Below are 17,885 nucleotides of genomic sequence, written 5' to 3'. Positions count from 1 at the left end.
TCTTTTCATGATAAAGTATAATCACTACAAACAGAACGGGTGATCGTATGACAACAACAATTCGGATATCGGTTAGACCTTTGGTGGAGTATGTGTACCGCAGTGGCAGCATACGTCCAGGGTTCCGGACCAATGCCTCGATGCAAGAGGGGACTCGGATTCACCAGCGGGTACAGAAGGAGTACACCGAAGAGGATCTGAAAGAGATTGTGCTCGAAGCTGAGATTCAACATGGGGATCTGACCTACGTGGTGGAGGGACGATGTGATGGCCTGATCCGGTTGGAGGGTCAGTTGACGGTGGATGAGATCAAATCAACTGCGGGCAATCTGGATGATCTGGGAGAAGGACTTCCCGTGCACTGGGCGCAGGCCATGATGTATGCCTATATGTACGCCGTTCAGCAAGATGAACCACGTATGCAAGTGCAGTTGACGTATGTGCATTCGATAACCCATGAAGAAAGACGGTTTCGCCGAATGGCAGAACGGCAGGAACTGGAGCAGTTTGCGGCAGAAGTGATTGCTGGTTATGCGCCATACGCAGAGATGATCGCTGCGTATGAAGAAAAGCGGGATATCAGTGTGAAAGAGCTGCCGTTTCCTTTTCGCAAATACCGGGAGGGACAGCGGAAACTGGCAGGAGCTGTATACAAAACGATCCGCGAGGGTCAGGGATTGATGGCCAAAGCACCAACAGGCATCGGTAAAACGATGTCCGTACTGTTCCCCACGGTCAAAGCGATTGGCGAAGGCGAAGCGAGCCGATTGTTCTATCTGACTGCGAGGACGACGACACGGGTGGCGGCAGAAGAAGCTTTTGCCCGGATGCAATCGGAAGGATTGAAGATGCATGTGATCAGTCTGACCGCGAAGGACAAGATATGTTTTAAGGAAGAGGAAGCTTGTGATACGGGGCAGTGCGGCATGTGTGAAGGGTATTATGACCGTATTAACGGGGCCGTGCTGGACATGCTGGAACATGAGACGTTGATGACACGTCCGGTCATCGAGCAGTATGCGCGCAAACATCGAGTGTGTCCGTTTGAGTTTTCCCTGGACGCGGCGTATGCAGCCGATGCGGTGATCTGCGATTATAACTATATTTTCGATCCGAGGATCTCTCTGAAACGAATGTTGGAGGAGCAGAAACGCAAGACGGTGCTACTGGTGGACGAGGCTCATAATTTGGTCGATCGTGGCCGAATGATGTTTTCCGCTGAGCTGGAGAAGGCAGTATTTCTAGATGTGAAAAGAGAATTTCAGTCGCTGGACAGCAGTGTGCCTGCTGCCAAAGCCATTGTTGACTACACCGGGGCCATTGATAAGTATCTGATTACCCTTCGGAAAAACGGTAGAGAAGAAGGAAAGATCATCCAGCAGGAAGCACCGGAGGAACTGATTGAACGACTGGAACCTTTTGTCATGGTTGCGGAGCAATGCCTTGTTGAAGGTGGTTCGGGGAATGCCGAGACGGATCAACTGCTGTTAGATGCCTACTTCACGGCACAGAATTTCCTGCGCATTGCCAAGCTGTACGATGAACGTTTTATTACGTATGCAGAGTGTGTCCGAAGCGAAGTGAGAGTGAAGTTATTTTGTCTCGATCCTTCGGTACTGCTTCGTCAGACTGCCAAAGGCTTTCGCTCCCTCATTCATTTTTCGGCTACATTGTCACCCCTTCGCTATTACCGGGATATGCTGGGTGCAGAGGAAGAGGATTATACATTGCAGATTCCATCTCCATTTCAGCGCGAACAATTGGATGTGAGACTCCTGCCCTTATCCGTGCGTTATAAGGATCGGGAGCAATCCCGGCGACCCATTGCGGAGATGCTGCAACAGCTGGTAAGTGAGTGGCCGCGCAGTAATTTAATGGTCTTCTTCCCTTCCTACCCTTATATGCGCGAGATATATGAGACCTATGCACAGCTTCCAAGTGAAGCGGATACGGTCATACAAAAGCAAGGCATGAACGAACTGGAACGGGAGCAGTTTTTGGATGGATTTCAGCCGAATCCTGAACGAACACGCTTGGTTTTTGCCGTCATGGGTGGCGTATTCTCGGAGGGGGTCGATCTGCCGGGAGACCGTTTGAATGGCGTCGTTGTGGTAGGTGCGGGGCTGCCGCAGATTGGTCTGGAGAACAACGTATTACGTGATTACTATGATCGGACAGGACGCAACGGATTCAATTACGCCTATATTTTCCCGGGTATGAACAAGGTGCTGCAGGCGGGTGGACGGCTGATTCGGACGGAGGAAGACAGGGGTGTGCTGGTCCTGGTCGATGATCGTTTTATCCAAGAACCGTATCGTTCCCTGTTGCCCGAGGAGTGGCGGGACTATAAACGAATTTGATGAATGAACTACGGATGAAATGATCCATGTATATAAGTTGAACTAATCATTTACACGATTTTTCTCAGATTTCTTTCCTTTATATGATTGAAGGGTAGGGTGAAAGGGTTATAACTTGGTTAGCAACGAACGAACAACGGCGATTACCCTATCCGTTCCGCGGTCCGCTTCGAAAGCAATCAAGGAGGTCGGTTATAATGAAGAGAAATCATACCATGATGCAGTTTTTTGAATGGCACCTGGCTGCAGACGGAGATCATTGGAAGCGACTGGCTGAAATGGCCCCGGAACTGAAAGCCAAAGGCATTGACTCGGTATGGGTACCACCCGTAACCAAGGCAGTGTCAGCAGAAGATACAGGTTATGGTGTATATGATCTGTACGATCTGGGCGAATTTGATCAAAAGGGTACCGTACGGACCAAATATGGCACCAAGCAGGAACTGGTGGAGGCCATTGCTGAGTGTCAGAAGAACGGCATTGCCGTCTATGTGGATCTGGTTATGAATCACAAGGCCGGAGCAGATGAGACGGAAGTGTTCAAAGTGATCGAGGTTGATCCCAATGATCGAACGAAGGAAATTTCCGAGCCGTTCGAAATTGAGGGCTGGACCAAATTCACATTTCCGGGTCGCGGAGATCAATACTCCTCCTTTAAGTGGAGCTCTGAACATTTCAACGGTACAGACTTTGACGCCAAGGGAGAACGAACCGGTGTATTCCGCATCGCAGGAGAGAATAAAAAATGGAATGAGAATGTCGATGATGAGTTTGGCAACTATGACTATCTGATGTTCGCCAATATAGATTATAACCACCCGGATGTTCGGCGCGAGATGATTGATTGGGGAAAATGGCTGATCGATACCCTCCAGTGTGGTGGGTTCCGGCTGGATGCGATTAAGCATATCAACCACGAATTCATCAAGGAGTTCGCAGCAGAGATGATCCGCAAACGCGGTCAGGATTTCTACATCGTAGGTGAGTTCTGGAATTCGAACCTGGATGCATGTCGTGAATTCCTTGATACGGTAGACTATCAGATCGACCTGTTTGACGTGTCTCTTCACTACAAGTTGCATGAGGCTTCGCTTGCAGGTAGAGACTTTGATCTCTCCAAAATTTTTGATGATACCTTGGTGCAGACACATCCTACCCATGCGGTAACTTTTGTAGATAACCATGACTCCCAACCTCATGAAGCGTTGGAATCATGGATTGGAGATTGGTTTAAGCCGAGCGCTTATGCGTTGACGTTATTACGTCGCGATGGTTATCCCGTTGTATTTTACGGGGATTATTATGGCATTGGTGGACCTGAACCTGTGGATGGCAAAAAAGAAGTTCTGGACATTCTGCTGTCTGCCCGTTGCAACAAGGCGTATGGAGAGCAGGAAGATTACTTCGATCACGCCAATACGATTGGCTGGGTACGTCGTGGCGTAGAGGAAATCGAAGGTTCCGGTTGTGCTGTGGTCATCTCCAACGGCGATGACGGCGAGAAGAGAATGTTCATCGGCGAGCATCGTGCTGGTGAAGTCTGGGTGGATCTGACGAAGAGCTGTGAGGATCAGATTACCATTGAGAAAGACGGCTGGGCCACCTTCCATGTGTGCGGTGGGGGCGTGTCGGTATGGGCCCTTCCCGAACAGAATGAGGACTGCGCTGACGCTGAGTAATGGCATGTGCCAGGCAGGATAAGAAAAGGTGCACCGATTGATATGAAAACAGTATATAGATTGATCGTTAAACCATCTGAACAGGAGAGCGAGTATACCTGTGTCCAGGTGGTTTTTTGCATTTTTCTAGGTACAACTAAAACTCCATCCTAACGAACCGAGGGCACCTTATTTGCACTGAATTAGCGATATTGGAATTCTAACGAATCTCAGAAACCTTATTACTCTCAAAAACGATTGAAATAGCGCCAATTGGAGCACTATCATCAGATTAACGTATTTGAGATTCGTTAGAATACTGGTAACTCGGATTTCAGCCGAATAAGGCCTCTCAGATTCGTTAGCTTAACTGAGTTAAGGCTCGCCGCCATAGGCAAACGAATCACTGCTGCAAGTGAAAACATGAAATGAGAAAGGAATCAGCTTAGATTTAACAGCAGGATAAGGTTATTACTCTTCAAAATACTGATTCATCGTATCCCACATTTGATTGAACTCACTTCGTTCCATTGAAAATGCTCCAGGCTTCTCAGGTTTATGATGAGAAGTTGGCTCAAAGTTTAAGTATTCATGGTGTGTAGTACACTCATAGTTTTTGCTGTTAATGAGGAATTCAACTCTATCCTTAAAGGGTCTTTCCAGTAATTTAACCACCATGATGTCTCCACTACTGGTGCTTCTTGCAGGAGAATATATCAGAAAGTAACCTTGTTCAATTCGATATTCCATAGCAATGACCTCCATTAGAATATAGATCGAATACGATAATATCCGATGTCCTCTCTCCGTTTACCTACTTCAGTTCAAATGATTCCAACGTACCAACCATCCGTAGATCATGCGCGCGGTTGAACTGTTCCCGTTTGTCCGCATCCGCGTACTCATCATGATAATGCATCAGTACGGTTTTCTGTCTCACTTCCGCGGGTAACTGCTCCAGATCCTTCAATGAGGTATGGGATTTGATCACCAGATCATGCATATGACATTCATGGAAAATCAGCTGCACATCAGCGGCAACTTGCTCCACCCGTTCCTGGTCGAGTGTACTGTCTGCACTGTAATAGAAGTAAGGCTTGGCGAGAAGCCCATTGCTGACCATACCGGGAACATGTTGGGTCCGAAACGTCTCAAACGTCACGCCGCCCAGTTCGAATGTGCCTCCATCTGGCAGGGGAACGACATCATAGTAATCGCTCATGGTACGTTCACCATCTGTTGTGTAGCGCATTCCGGGGGATAGAATGTTCCAGAGTGGATCTACCAATTGTTCATGGATGAACAGACGGGGTTTGCGGTCGCCTACAATCTGTGCGTAATAACCCAGCATCTGTACACCGTTAATATGATCCTCATGCAGGTGGGTAATGAACACGTTGTGGATATCGGTCATTGGAAAACCGTATTCCTTGAGTGCTTTGGCATTCGATTCCGGAAAATCAATGACCAGATGCGTGTCACCGAATTCAGCCAGCATACTATTGTGGTGCTGCTCCACGCTAAACATATCTCCTGTGCCCAGAAAAGTAACTTTCAATTCATTTCATCTCCTTGTGTGATCTTCAGATCAGCATCCTTGCGTTAAATCCAGTATACCCTGTTCCCGAATATATGCCTAAATCAACCTTTTTTGATAACGCTATCATTTTATATTGAACTTTGATGATAAACAGTGTAGCGTAAAGATGGGAAGTGAACCCATATGAACGTAAACTCACCTAAAGGGAGCGTGCGAGGCGAATGAAATCTTTTCTGGATGAACAATTTTTGCTGCACAATGAAACGGCGATCAAGTTATATGAGGATTATGCCAAAGACATGCCGATTATTGATTATCATTGCCACCTCAGTCCTCAGGAGATCTACGAGAACAAAACCTTTGGCAATCTTACAGAGGCTTGGTTATACGGTGATCACTATAAGTGGCGGCTCATGCGCGCAAACGGAATTGAAGAGCAATATGTGACCGGCGGCGGAGGAGTGACTGATTACGATCGTTTCCTGGCTTACGCCAAAACGGTCCCTATGATGATCGGTAATCCGCTGTATGCCTGGTCTCACTTGGAATTACAGCGATATTTCGGCGTCTACGAAGTATTGAATGAGACAAGCGCACCGGCCATCTGGGAAAAAGTAAATGCCAAACTGAACAGTGACGGATTCGGTGCACGTGATCTGATTACCAAATCTAATGTCACTGTTGTGTGCACAACCGATGACCCAACGGATTCTCTGGAGTATCATCTAAAGATTCAGGAAATCGAAGGCTTTGACACGGCGGTATTACCTTCTTTCCGCCCGGATAAAGGCTTGGAATTGAACCGGGATACCTTCGTGGAATGGGTGGGCAAGCTGTCGCAGGCATCTGGCACTGCCATTTCAGATTATGAATCCTTCCTTGCTGCGCTGGAGTCACGTGTGGAATTCTTCCATTCTGTCGGCGGCAGAGTCTCTGACCATGCACTCGATTATGTCCCTTACGGTGTGGCTACGCGAGAGGAAGCAGCTGCCATCTTTGCCAAGGCACTTGCGGGTCAGAAGGTAAGTCGTGAGGAAGAGGACAAGTACAAGACAGTGACGCTGACGTTCCTTGGCAAACTGTATGCAGAGCGGGGCTGGGTGATGCAGTTCCACATTAATGCAGCCCGTAACAACAATACGCGGATGTTTGCCAAGCTTGGGCCAGATACCGGTTACGATGCCGTGAATGATACACCGCTATCATCAGCAATGATTGGATTGCTTGATGCGTTAGAGCAGCAGCAGGCGTTACCCAAAACGATTCTGTATTCCTTAAATCCAAGGGACAACGAAGTGCTCGCGGCGATCATCGGCAGCTTCCAGGGCGGGGGTATTCCTGGCAAAATTCAGCTTGGTGCAGCATGGTGGTTCAATGATACGAAGGACGGAATGCTGGCCCAGATGAAGGCACTGGCGAATGTGGGTCTGCTCAGCCGATTTGTCGGTATGCTGACCGATTCACGCAGCTTCCTTTCTTACACCCGGCATGAGTATTTCCGTCGATTGGTCTGCAACCTTATCGGTGAATGGGCTGAACAAGGGGAGGCGCCGCAGGATCTGGAGCTGCTTGGTCAGATCGTACAGGGCATCGCCTACAACAATGCAAAAGAGTATTTCCCGTTTGCTTCAGTTCCTAAAACAGTCTCTGCTTCACAGTCCTGATGATTAACAAGCGCATCTAATCATGCAAGTTATGCAATAAGAAGATTCTCTAGTTTCTACTTTTCAAACGTAATAAAAATGCTCCCATTTCTTACCCCGGGTCATCATCCACTGGAGTATAGAAGGGAGCTTCTTTTGTATGCTATATTCGAGCCATTACATCCATTGACCCTATCACTATTGGGTTTCCGATAATAATTGTGCATATAGAGCAGCAAGCTCCTGAGAAGGAGCAGCACCTATTTCCTGAAGTAAATGTGCTGAATATTGTTCATAATGTTTGATCAGGGCTTCCTTGTTATTCTGCATGGAAAGTGCTCGGATGAGCAGGATCAGCGATTCTTCGTGCAATTCATTGCGATGCAGGAGTTTTTTGAGTAGGCGGATAGCATTACTGGTATCTTTGGCTTCCAGTAGGGCATTACACAACCGCTGGTTCAATGCGTTATACATAAGTGACAGTCGTTCAACCTCGCTTAAGGACCACGTGTATCCATACTCTCCAAATAAATCACCCACATACATTTGCTCAATCAATAGGGCTTGTTCCATGTCTGCTCCGGATTGAATGATGGATAGCCGCCTACATCCTTCTTCGAAGCTGATAAAATCCACCGTAATATCGGATAAATTCAGAGCGTAATAATTATTGTACGTATGAAGTACTTTTTTCAGTCCATACCCATTAAGCAACTTGCGTAGCTGATAAACAGTTGTGTTGAGGTAGACTTCGGCATTCTTCTGTGGCATGTTTCCGAAAATATCTTCAATGAGACGGGTACGGGATACAAGCCGTCCTTGCTGGACAAGCAGATATGCAAACAATTCAATACTTTTGCTGGATTTCCATTTGGTCTTGGTTCCGTGGTCGCTGTGAATCTCGACTCTGCCCAGAGCATTGAACTCTACCGCTTGCGCTTCAATCGTTGCCACGACTTCTTCCTCAGGTAACTTGCTGCGCGACTCTGCCAGCGCTCTGTGTACCGTTTGGAGGAGCCGATCCTGTTTCACTGGTTTCACCATATAATCAAAGGCAAAGACCTCGAATGCAGATAAGGCATATTCTACATGAGATGTTATAAATACAATCCGGGTCTGTTTTCCCTGCTTTCGCAGTCCTTCTGCGAATTCCAGTCCACTTTCCCGGGGCATGTTAATATCGACAAAAATTAGATCTACCTCGTGATCGTCAAGATATGATGATGCGGCCTTAGTATTCAGAAATGCACCCATGACCTCCACTTCCCCGATCTTTGCCAGCATCTTTTTCATAATCAGGTGCATGGCCTTCTCATCGTCTACCAGAATGACCTTCATGTATTGTCCCCCACCTGCACGGAGTATGGAAGAGGCCCGCTTGCAGTAGTCTCGGGTGGGAGGGGTATAGAGAAGTAGAAGGTGCTGCCTTGCGAAGGTCTGCTGTCAAACCAGATCTCGCCCCCATTCAGGCGTACGAACTCTCGGCAGAGATTCAAACCAAACCCGCTGCCTCGTTCTCCCGCTGTTCCCGTTGCCGATACCGGATACTCATCCTGAAGCAGGGAACGGGCCTGTTCATCCGTAATTCCTTCTCCCGTATCGCTGACGGATACCACAATGTGCTGATCCTTTCGTTCGGCGTTCAACGTGATCTGTCCTCCCGGATTACTGAATTTAATGCTGTTGGATAAAAGGTTTCGAAGAATCAGGTCAAGCATTTCTTTATCCGCATAGACGCACACTCCTGGTGAAATATTCGATACCATTTGAATCTGCTTATTCTCGCTGCGAACACGTAACAAGCGTATACTGGCCTCCACAGAATAGTGCAGATCCCGTTCCACCGGATGAAAGACCTGTCCTCCGCCTTGGCTGCGGAACCATTCGAGCAGTCCTTCTACCAGAGCAAACGTATTATGAATCTGGTGCTTCATTTCATGGATAATCTCTTCATGATCAGCATTGGATCCTTGTATTTCTTCCTCAAGCAAGTCCATCAGATTAACCAGTACGGCTACTGGATCACGTATATCGTGAGCCACGACATTGAACATTCGGTCTTTGAACGTGTTGAGCTCACTTAACTGTTGGGCGTTGTCGCGAAGTTTCTTCTCGGCCTGCACGGCTTCAGTCACATCATTAAGCAGTAGCATCTTGCCAATGGGTTTACCACTTTGATGCTGAACAAGAGAAAGATGAACGTTATAGGTTCTACTACTCGGGTCGTTGGAGAGTTGAATTTTACGGACATCGTTAAGCGGTTCCTGTTCAAGCAGCTTTGCTAGAAGCTGTGGGTATTGTACAAGTACCTGACTGGCATGTTGGCCCAAGCCTTTGGGATGAAGAGACTCAATGATACGCCGGGCAGAACGGTTGTAGCTGGTCAACACATGGTCCAGATCGAACACAATAACAGCATCCTGTATGGATTCGAATACCTTTTGGTATGCCAGCGGAGCCAGACGAAGTAGATTGAATTGGAAGACTCCCCATGTGTAGAAGATGCCCGATATAACAAATCCAAATGGAGAAAAATCAAGGGGTGAATGAAAGATATTACTTAGGTAAATTAGTGAGAAAATGAATGGTCCACAGGAGCCAATAATCATGAACACCACTTGTTTTTTCAAAGGGGGTACGGCACGAAGCAACATCTGTATCAGGAAAAACACAGAAATAAAGAACAGTGCATAGGAAAAGACGACATGAACAGAAAATAAAGGTCCTCTCTCAAGAGACACGAGTGGAAATCCCCAGGATGTATCGATCGTCATGTTGGTATAGAAGAGATGATGCCACTCATTGGTATTATGTGTGATAAACGTAAAAACAGGCACAATCAGCAATAGAACCACATTGCGTGTCCGCACCCATGATTCACGGCCTGTATAATGCAGTACCATAAGGAAGTAGAACACCGGCCCAAGCAGAATTCCAACATACTCGATTCGAAGCCAGAATCGAATATGGTCCAGTTGCTGACTAATGATCTCGAAGCCATAGCCGAATGTATAAAAAGAACTGACAAGCATCCCCAGCCCGTAACTGACGGCAATGGGCGAGCTTCTTCTTTTATAGGAGAGGTAAGCAAGCATTAATGTGCAGCAGGTCGCAGCCATCAGCAATGCAGATAAGTACATATTAGGGTTCATGGATGGGCCGCCTCGATCTAAGATATATTCATGCAAGATATGCCTCCTATGTTATCAGAATCAGGATTAAAAACATACGTGTTTGAGAGCGGGTAATGACTTTTATTTTTGAAATCAAAAAGGAAGTCCCCATAGAAGGTTGAATCTGTTTAAAAAGCCCACCAAGCCTGGAAACAGGCTTGGAAGGCTTCAATTATTGCATCTTAATTATAGGGATTGTAGAAGTGCGGCAAATTCAGGATTGGTCTGTAGCACTCGCAAAATAATAGTCAATGCTTCTGCACGGGAAGCGGAGTTCGCAGGATGGAATTCTCCATTCCGATCTCCTTGAATAATCCCGGCTGCTGCCGCTTGCTGGAGTTGATCTTTATTCCAGATTTGCTCCAGATCGGAGAAAGCAGGTGCTTCTGCGGTGGGTACTTTGCTCAGATCCATAATGCGCGAGATGATGGCGATGATCTCAGCACGTTTAATCTCTTGATTCGGTCTGAATGTACCGTCCGGGTAACCGGATAACACACCCTTGCTTTGCAGAGAGCGAATGGAAGACTCTGCCCAGTGACCTGATACGTCGCTTATTGTATTGCCTTGGTTGCTCGACAGATCAAATACTTTGGCGATCAGGGTTGCGAACTCGGCACGGGTGATACTGGCGTTCGGGTGGAAGGAGCCGTCGGCATAACCTGTTACGACCCCTAGCTTCACGAAGTTATTTATTGTCGCATCTGCCCAGTGTGTGCTTGTATCGGTTAATTGAACTGACGCAAGATTGGACTGTGCTGCTTTAATCTTCTGGGTGAAGCTCGCCATGAAGGCATCCATATTGATAACCTGGTTGTTGAATGTAGGTCCAGATACTACATCTGTTCCGGGTGTTGGCTGAGGGCTCGGCTCAGATGGTGTCACGGGTGTTGGTACAGGCGTAGGAACTGGTGCAGGTGCTGCGGGTGAGCCTGATCCACCGCCACTTGAACCTCCTCCAGAGTTACCACCTGTGTTTCCTCCATTGTTCCCGTTGTTGATTGTGGTAATCACAACGGTTTTGGTTCCGAATACGCCTGATAGATCTGCGGCCTCGGCTTTAACCAGAACAGTTCCTGCTGAAGTTCCAGTTAGTTTTCCGTTTGCATCAATGGTCGCTTTGCCTGTTCCGTCCTGTACTGACCAGACTACAGAAGGATTCTTGGCATCGGCTGGAAGGACATTTGCCGTCAGGGAAATGGACTGACCTGTTTGCATAGAATCGCTCCCGCTGATGGTAATGGAATTCACGAGAACAGGAGTCGGCGTAATGGTGACTTGCACATTTTCGACAACGCCACTACCATCTGTAGCAGCCGCCTGAGCCAACACGGTTCCCGGGTTTCCGGCGGTAAGTACGCCTGTAGTCGGATCGATCGTGGCTGTTCCGGTTTGATCCGAGACAGACCAAGTCACGGCAGGATTGATCGCGTTAGAAGGTGAGATTGTAGCATTCAGAGCCAACGTCTCACCAGTGACTACAGAATAGACATCGTCCGGAGTGGTTATTTTCACATTGGTAACGATGGATAGTAAGTTATCATTAAGCAATTTTGAGCCAGAGTATACGCTGATCGGCTTTGTAATTGTTCCCGATTTGATTGGAAAGGTTACAAGTCCACCCTGTGTATAGTAGGAATATCCATTGGCTACGGTTTGGTCACCATATCCATTCAGACTATGAAATTCTAAATTTGGATCGTCTCCATGCAGGAAGACTTCAGTTCGGTTGTTAACAGGTTGCCCCTGCTCATCGTAAACAGCCAACGTATAATTTAGATAACCCGAATAAGAAGAAGGCTGGGATGCCGCAATTAACTGGACATGATGTGCGGCAGATGCTGGTTTATTACTTTGAATATTGAGAATATTAATTAGATTGCCAGATATATCAGGGATATTGTTATCTGGAACCCATGCTATTCCATCTGTTTCAGCGTATCCCCCGACGATCTTTTTATTAATATCCATGATAGCTTCTACACTGCTGTTAACTCCGATATCTGGAACCTGTACAACTTCTCCACTGGAATACCTGAAGAATACTTGAGTACCTTCGCTCGGTTTATCATTGGGATATTGTATTATAATGGAACTTTTGTTGGTTACACATCCGCTTAATAAAACTGCAAACAAAGCCAATAACATACCTGTTTTTCCTATTTTGAATCTGTTCATCTTCAATCTTCATCTCCTTAAATTCTGGTTACTACATTTTGAAATAAGTATATCTGGCTCCAATGACGGCAAAATGACAAAACCCATAATCAAGCGCGTGTATGCTCTTGATTATGGGTTTATATTGGTTATTTTTAGATGTTTGACATTCATTTCTTACGATAATATACTTAGTACACCTAATTAATTGTGCATCTATTTAATTGTACTGCTATTTAATAGATGTCCTATGATGTTGGATGTCTATGGAATGATAAAGAAAGAAGGAGGGACCCATTATGACTGGTATAGATCCGGTCGCTCAGAAGCTTTTGTACTCCATTATGCAGTTTAATAAAGGCAAATGGAGGCAACATAAACCTCATGGGCGCAATCACAATGAAATTATGGTGCTGGGTTGTTTACTCCACGGGATGCATCCGGGAGAACAATTGAACTGGCAGGACAATCCGCCTGATTTCAATGACACGATCGAATCCAATCATCCCGGGATGAAAGTCTCGGAAATCAGCGCATTGCTACGAGTGAAGTCACCGACCATTACACCCGTTATTCGTGGCCTTGAAGATGAGGGGCTGGTCAAACGGACGATGGACCCGGAGGATCGCCGTGCTGTCCGCATCACGATTACTGAAGCAGGTCGTGAAATTATTCGGGCTGCTCACCAAGAGCGCATGGAAATATTCAATAAGTTAGTTGAGCATTTGGGTGAGCAAGACAGTACTCAGCTGGCTGAGTTGTTGACAAAGGTATACACCTTTTTTGATACATTAACTTCCTTGCAAAAGGATGATTCGACAAGAGGAGATGATACGCCATGATGAAACTGTTTAGCATGCTGAAGCCATACCGAATTCCGATTACTTTCATTCTGGTGTTGGTACTGTTTCAGTCGCTTGCTGAATTGTACCTGCCTACGTTAATGGCAGATATTGTGAATGACGGCATCATTAAAGGGGATATCCCGTATATCTGGCAGATTGGTGGATGGATGTTGGTCATTGCGATTGGCGGAACAGCGTGTTCGGTGATTGCCAGTTATCTCTCATCTCGAACAGCGGGTGGATTTGCCAAACAACTGCGGAGCAGAGTATTTCGCCATGTGGAGAACTTCTCTCTCCAGGAGTTCGATAAGATGGGTACTGCTTCACTGATTACGCGTACGACGAATGACATCACCCAGGTACAGAATGTACTTACAATGATGCTGAGAATGATGATTATGGCTCCGCTCATGTGTATCGGGGGTATCTTCATGGCGGTATCTCAGGACGCCAAATTGTCTACGATTTTCCTGGTCGTGCTTCCGGTACTGGGTGGAGCTATTGCGCTGATTGGTGCCAAGGGTTTACCTTTGTTCAAAACCATTCAGAAAAAGCTGGACCGTCTCAACCTGGTGCTGCGTGAGCAGTTAACAGGGATTCGGGTTGTTCGTTCATTCAACCGTGGGGAGCATGAGAAAGTGCGCTTTAACGGGGCCAACACAGAACTGAGAGATTCATCGATCAAAGTTAATGTGCTCATGGCGACCATCATGCCTGTGATGATGCTGGTTATGAACTTTTCGATGATTGCCATCCTTTATTTTGGTGGAATGCGGATCGACAGCGGCAATATGAATATCGGTGCATTGATTGCCTTCATCCAATATGCAATGCAAATCATGTTCTCACTGATTATGGTTTCGATGATCTTTGTCATGATTCCAAGAGCTTCAGCATCGGCAGAACGGATCAACGAAGTGCTTGATATGCAGCCGGATCTTAGCAATCCCGAGCAACCTCGTGGTATGAAATCCATGCAGGGTATGATTGAGTTTGACAATGTAACTTTCCGTTATCCAGGTGCAGAGAATCCAGCTTTGTCCGATATCTCCTTCACAGCTCGCTCAGGTGAGACAACAGCCATCATTGGCGGTACGGGTTCTGGGAAATCGACATTGCTCAGTCTTATTCCACGATTCTATGATGTGACCGAGGGCAGTGTTCGGGTAAATGGTACGGATGTGCGTGAGCTTCGGCAGGAAGATTTACGTGCCAAAATTGGCTTTGTACCACAAAAAGCAGTTCTCTTCACGGGTACAATTATGGAGAATATTCGTCACGGGAAAGACGATGCCACAATGGATGAAATTGTGCATGCGGCCCGTACGGCTCAGGCGGAGAACTTCATTACCGAGATGAAAGAGGGATATGACAGCCTTATCGCACAAGGTGGTAACAACGTATCTGGTGGACAAAAGCAACGTCTGTCCATCGCTCGCGCACTTGTTCGCCGTCCGGAAGTTTATATCTTTGATGACAGTTTCTCTGCTCTTGATTTCAAAACGGATGCTAAACTTCGTGCTGCGCTGAAGTCCGAAACGACAGAAGCGGCTGTGCTAATTGTTGCGCAACGCGTAAGTACAGTAATGGATGCCGATCGCATTTTGGTTATGGATGAGGGCCAAATTGTCGGTTCAGGAACACATAAAGAGCTGCTGGAGCACAATGAAGTGTATCGCGAGATTGTATCCTCCCAGCTGACAGAGGAGGAGATCGCATGAGTGAACGTACAGAACGCAAGTCGCCTCGTCCCCATGGTGGGCCGGGTCCAGGTCCCGGAATGGGCATGCGACCTCCCGCTGAGAAAGCAAAAGATTTCAAAGGCACACTGCGTCGCTTGATTCGTTATCTCCAGCCCCATAGTTCTCGTCTGCTAGGTGTGCTGGTTGCAGCCATTTTGAGTACCGTATTCAGCATCATCAGTCCAAAAGTTATGGCCGAAGGGACGGATATTCTCAGTAAAGGCGCCATTGCCATCCTTCAGGGTGTACAGGGAGCCGGGATTGATTTTCCTGCATTGATGAAAGTATTATACCTGCTGGGCGGACTCTATCTGTTCAGTGCTGCATTTATGTATGTTCAACAATACCTGATGGCCGGTGTGGCCCAACGTGTTGTGTATGACATGCGTGAGCAGATCAGTGCGAAGGTTGGACGCCTGCCTTTAAAATATTTTGACTCCCGCACAACTGGGGAGACACTTAGCCGTGCCACGAATGACGTGGACAATATCAGCAATACACTTCAGCAAAGTTTGGCACAGTTCATTACGTCCATCGTCACAATTGTCGGCGTAATTATCATGATGCTGACGATTAGTCCATGGATGACACTGATCACGATTTTGACGTTGCCACTCAGTGTGGTTGTTGTCATGCTGGTCGCTTCCCGTTCGCAAAAGCACTTTGCGGGTCAACAGAAATCCCTTGGGGAACTGAACGGTCATGTCGAAGAGATGTACACGGGACACAAGGTTGTCAAAGCATTTGGACGCGAAGAACAATCGGTACAGCAATTCGAGAAAGTCAATGAAGAACTGTATGAATCCGGTTGGAAAGCCCAGTTTATCTCCGGTATTATTATGCCGCTCATGAGTTTTGTCGGTAACCTGGGTTATGTACTGATCTGTGTGGTTGGTGGAATTTTCGTTACACGCGGATCGATCTCCATCGGGGATATTCTGGCCTTCACGCAGTACTCCCGTCAATTCACACAACCGATTAACCAGATTGCTAATATCTCCAATATCATTCAATCAACGATTGCTTCGGCAGAACGGGTATTTGAGCTGCTGGATGAAGAGGAAGAAGTTCCGGAGTCCAAACAACCCGTGCAACTACAGCAGCCTAAAGGTGCGGTTACATTCCAAGGTGTTAATTTTGGATATAAAGAAAATGAACTGCTCATTCATAACATGAATATTGATGTAAAACCGGGACAGACGGTAGCCATTGTTGGACCAACGGGAGCCGGTAAAACAACTCTGATCAACCTGTTAATGCGTTTCTACGAAATTCAGGATGGTCGGATTACGATTGATGGTGCCGACATTAAGGACATGGAGCGGGGTAAGCTGCGCAGTCTGTTCGGCATGGTGCTTCAGGATACCTGGTTGTTCAACGGAACGATTCGGGACAACATCGCCTATGGTCGAGAAGATTCTACGGAAGAGGATGTAATCAAGGCAGCCGTTGCGGCACATGCGGATCACTTTATCCGTACACTGCCTGATGGTTATGATACGGTGCTGAATGAAGAGGCGTCGAACATCTCTCAAGGGCAGAAACAGTTGCTGACCATTGCAAGAGCTATTCTGGCGAACCCGGCCATCCTCATTCTGGATGAAGCGACGAGTAGCGTGGATACACGGACTGAAGTATTTATCCAGAAAGCAATGAATGATCTGATGAAGGATCGCACAAGCTTTGTCATTGCACACCGTTTGTCTACCATTCGCGGCGCTGATCTGATCCTGGTTATGGATCATGGTAACGTGATCGAACAGGGCAATCATGATGAATTGATGGCGAGTCAAGGTTTCTACGCGGATCTGTACAATAGTCAGTTTGCGGAGCAGCAACCGCAGGCGATCTGATTACAATGTAAATAACAAGAATAGCCGGGAGCCCCCTAGTAGGGTTCCCGGCTATTTGTCGTATATCCAGAGGAGTGACATTAGGATATGGATCGTTTTAGTTACTGATCCTTAGACTCCTTAGCAGGTTCATCTGCGCCGTTGCTAGAGATCGACCTCGCTTCTATCTTCATGTCGTCACTGTTAGCTTCCTCCAGTGCAGATGGAGCGGGTTCGCCTGGAATCAATTCGCGCTGCTCAATCATGCGTTTGACGACTTCGTAACAGTCATCCACATGTTTGTTACCCACATATCGCATGGCTGTGAAGCTAAGTGCAGCAGCCAATCCCTGTCCAGCAAATGGGACGAATTTAGCGACGGATTTGGTAGCTACGCGTACGCCGACTCTTTTCAGAACCTGTACAACCAGCTCTTTCGTCACCATACGTCCGATGACTTTGCTTCCGATGGACATGACGAATCCATAGATCATGGATTTGGTCTCGGGGTCCATGCCGTCCAACTGTTTTTGTGATAATCCGAATTTATTGTTAATGGCAGGCAACAGCTGCATCAGCATCCCCACATCAGCCAGTACGTCTGTACCGGGCAGGGGAACGAGTGTTGTACCGGCAGATGCGGTAGCTCTTTTGCGAACCATGGTACGGCATTCCTTGCGAACTTGCTCCAATTGTTCCAACGTTGCCGGAATCATAGGGAATCCCTCCATTCGTATATGGTATAGATATAACCGTTTTGAATCGTTTTGAATGGGTTCTCACCAGCAAAATTTGCATCCTTATGACATTAAGGTGCGGAGAAACCCTTTTTCTCATGCATACATCTGGTTAAAAAAGGAATTTGCTAGTTAGGTAAAAGGGTTATCTAGCTATTACGAATGAATGAGGATTAGGATGCATACCTGATTGGGAAA

General features: G+C 46.9%; 12 protein-coding genes. 6 read left to right on the top strand and 6 right to left on the bottom strand.

Features of this window, described 5'->3' with window-relative positions; translation table 11 throughout:
- Nucleotides 1-47 precede the first annotated feature (47 nt).
- Nucleotides 48-2,360, top strand: coding sequence for an ATP-dependent DNA helicase (locus F0220_RS28310; protein ID WP_149846848.1), 2,313 nt, complete (start codon nucleotides 48-50; stop codon nucleotides 2,358-2,360).
- A gap of 197 nt (nucleotides 2,361-2,557) precedes the next feature.
- On the top strand, nucleotides 2,558-4,039 hold the full coding sequence (locus F0220_RS28305; protein WP_091012668.1) for an alpha-amylase: 1,482 nt from the start codon (nucleotides 2,558-2,560) through the stop codon (nucleotides 4,037-4,039).
- A gap of 450 nt (nucleotides 4,040-4,489) precedes the next feature.
- Here the strand turns inward: F0220_RS28305 and F0220_RS28300 are convergent, their stop codons facing one another.
- A complete protein-coding gene (locus tag F0220_RS28300; RefSeq protein WP_091012669.1) occupies nucleotides 4,490-4,768 on the bottom strand; it encodes a hypothetical protein in 279 nt (92 codons plus the stop codon).
- Nucleotides 4,769-4,832: 64 nt separating this feature from the next.
- Nucleotides 4,833-5,576: an MBL fold metallo-hydrolase gene (locus F0220_RS28295; protein WP_105600267.1), complete on the bottom strand. Its 744-nt coding sequence runs from the start codon at nucleotides 5,574-5,576 to the stop codon at nucleotides 4,833-4,835.
- Between the two features lie 203 nt (nucleotides 5,577-5,779).
- Here F0220_RS28295 and uxaC point away from each other — a divergent pair, with 203 nt between their 5' ends.
- Entirely contained in the window at nucleotides 5,780-7,222 is a 1,443-nt protein-coding gene (uxaC, locus tag F0220_RS28290; protein ID WP_105600265.1) for a glucuronate isomerase, read from the top strand.
- A gap of 177 nt (nucleotides 7,223-7,399) precedes the next feature.
- Here the strand turns inward: uxaC and F0220_RS28285 are convergent, their stop codons facing one another.
- From F0220_RS28285 to F0220_RS28275, 3 genes are all read right to left on the bottom strand, one after another.
- A complete protein-coding gene (locus tag F0220_RS28285) occupies nucleotides 7,400-8,539 on the bottom strand; it encodes a response regulator (RefSeq protein WP_105600263.1) in 1,140 nt (379 codons plus the stop codon).
- Complete coding sequence (locus F0220_RS28280; RefSeq protein WP_105600262.1) at nucleotides 8,536-10,389, bottom strand: sensor histidine kinase; 1,854 nt, start codon at nucleotides 10,387-10,389, stop codon at nucleotides 8,536-8,538. The genes F0220_RS28285 and F0220_RS28280 overlap by 4 nt, the downstream gene beginning before the upstream one ends.
- Nucleotides 10,390-10,560: 171 nt before the next feature.
- On the bottom strand, nucleotides 10,561-12,552 hold the full coding sequence (locus F0220_RS28275; RefSeq protein ID WP_105600260.1) for an S-layer homology domain-containing protein: 1,992 nt from the start codon (nucleotides 12,550-12,552) through the stop codon (nucleotides 10,561-10,563).
- 278 nt (nucleotides 12,553-12,830) lie between these two features.
- Here F0220_RS28275 and F0220_RS28270 point away from each other — a divergent pair, with 278 nt between their 5' ends.
- From F0220_RS28270 to F0220_RS28260, 3 genes are read left to right on the top strand one after another with little or no spacing between them, the layout of a single operon-like run.
- Nucleotides 12,831-13,373 (top strand): MarR family winged helix-turn-helix transcriptional regulator, encoded by a 543-nt coding sequence (locus tag F0220_RS28270; RefSeq protein ID WP_074092645.1) that lies wholly within the window; start codon nucleotides 12,831-12,833, stop codon nucleotides 13,371-13,373.
- Entirely contained in the window at nucleotides 13,370-15,097 is a 1,728-nt protein-coding gene (locus tag F0220_RS28265) for an ABC transporter ATP-binding protein (protein WP_149846847.1), read from the top strand. The genes F0220_RS28270 and F0220_RS28265 overlap by 4 nt, the downstream gene beginning before the upstream one ends.
- On the top strand, nucleotides 15,094-16,971 hold the full coding sequence (locus F0220_RS28260; RefSeq protein WP_091012677.1) for an ABC transporter ATP-binding protein: 1,878 nt from the start codon (nucleotides 15,094-15,096) through the stop codon (nucleotides 16,969-16,971). The genes F0220_RS28265 and F0220_RS28260 overlap by 4 nt, the downstream gene beginning before the upstream one ends.
- Nucleotides 16,972-17,072: 101 nt before the next feature.
- On the opposite strand, the gene F0220_RS28255 is transcribed toward F0220_RS28260, so the two are convergent.
- Entirely contained in the window at nucleotides 17,073-17,666 is a 594-nt protein-coding gene (locus tag F0220_RS28255; protein WP_149846846.1) for a hypothetical protein, read from the bottom strand.
- Nucleotides 17,667-17,885: the final 219 nt, after the last annotated feature.

The sequence above is a fragment of the Paenibacillus sp. 37 genome (genome assembly GCF_008386395.1).
Classification (GTDB): domain Bacteria; phylum Bacillota; class Bacilli; order Paenibacillales; family Paenibacillaceae; genus Paenibacillus; species Paenibacillus amylolyticus_B.
The sequence above is the reverse complement of the archived record's forward strand: the minus strand, read 5'-3'. Positions and strand labels throughout refer to the sequence as shown.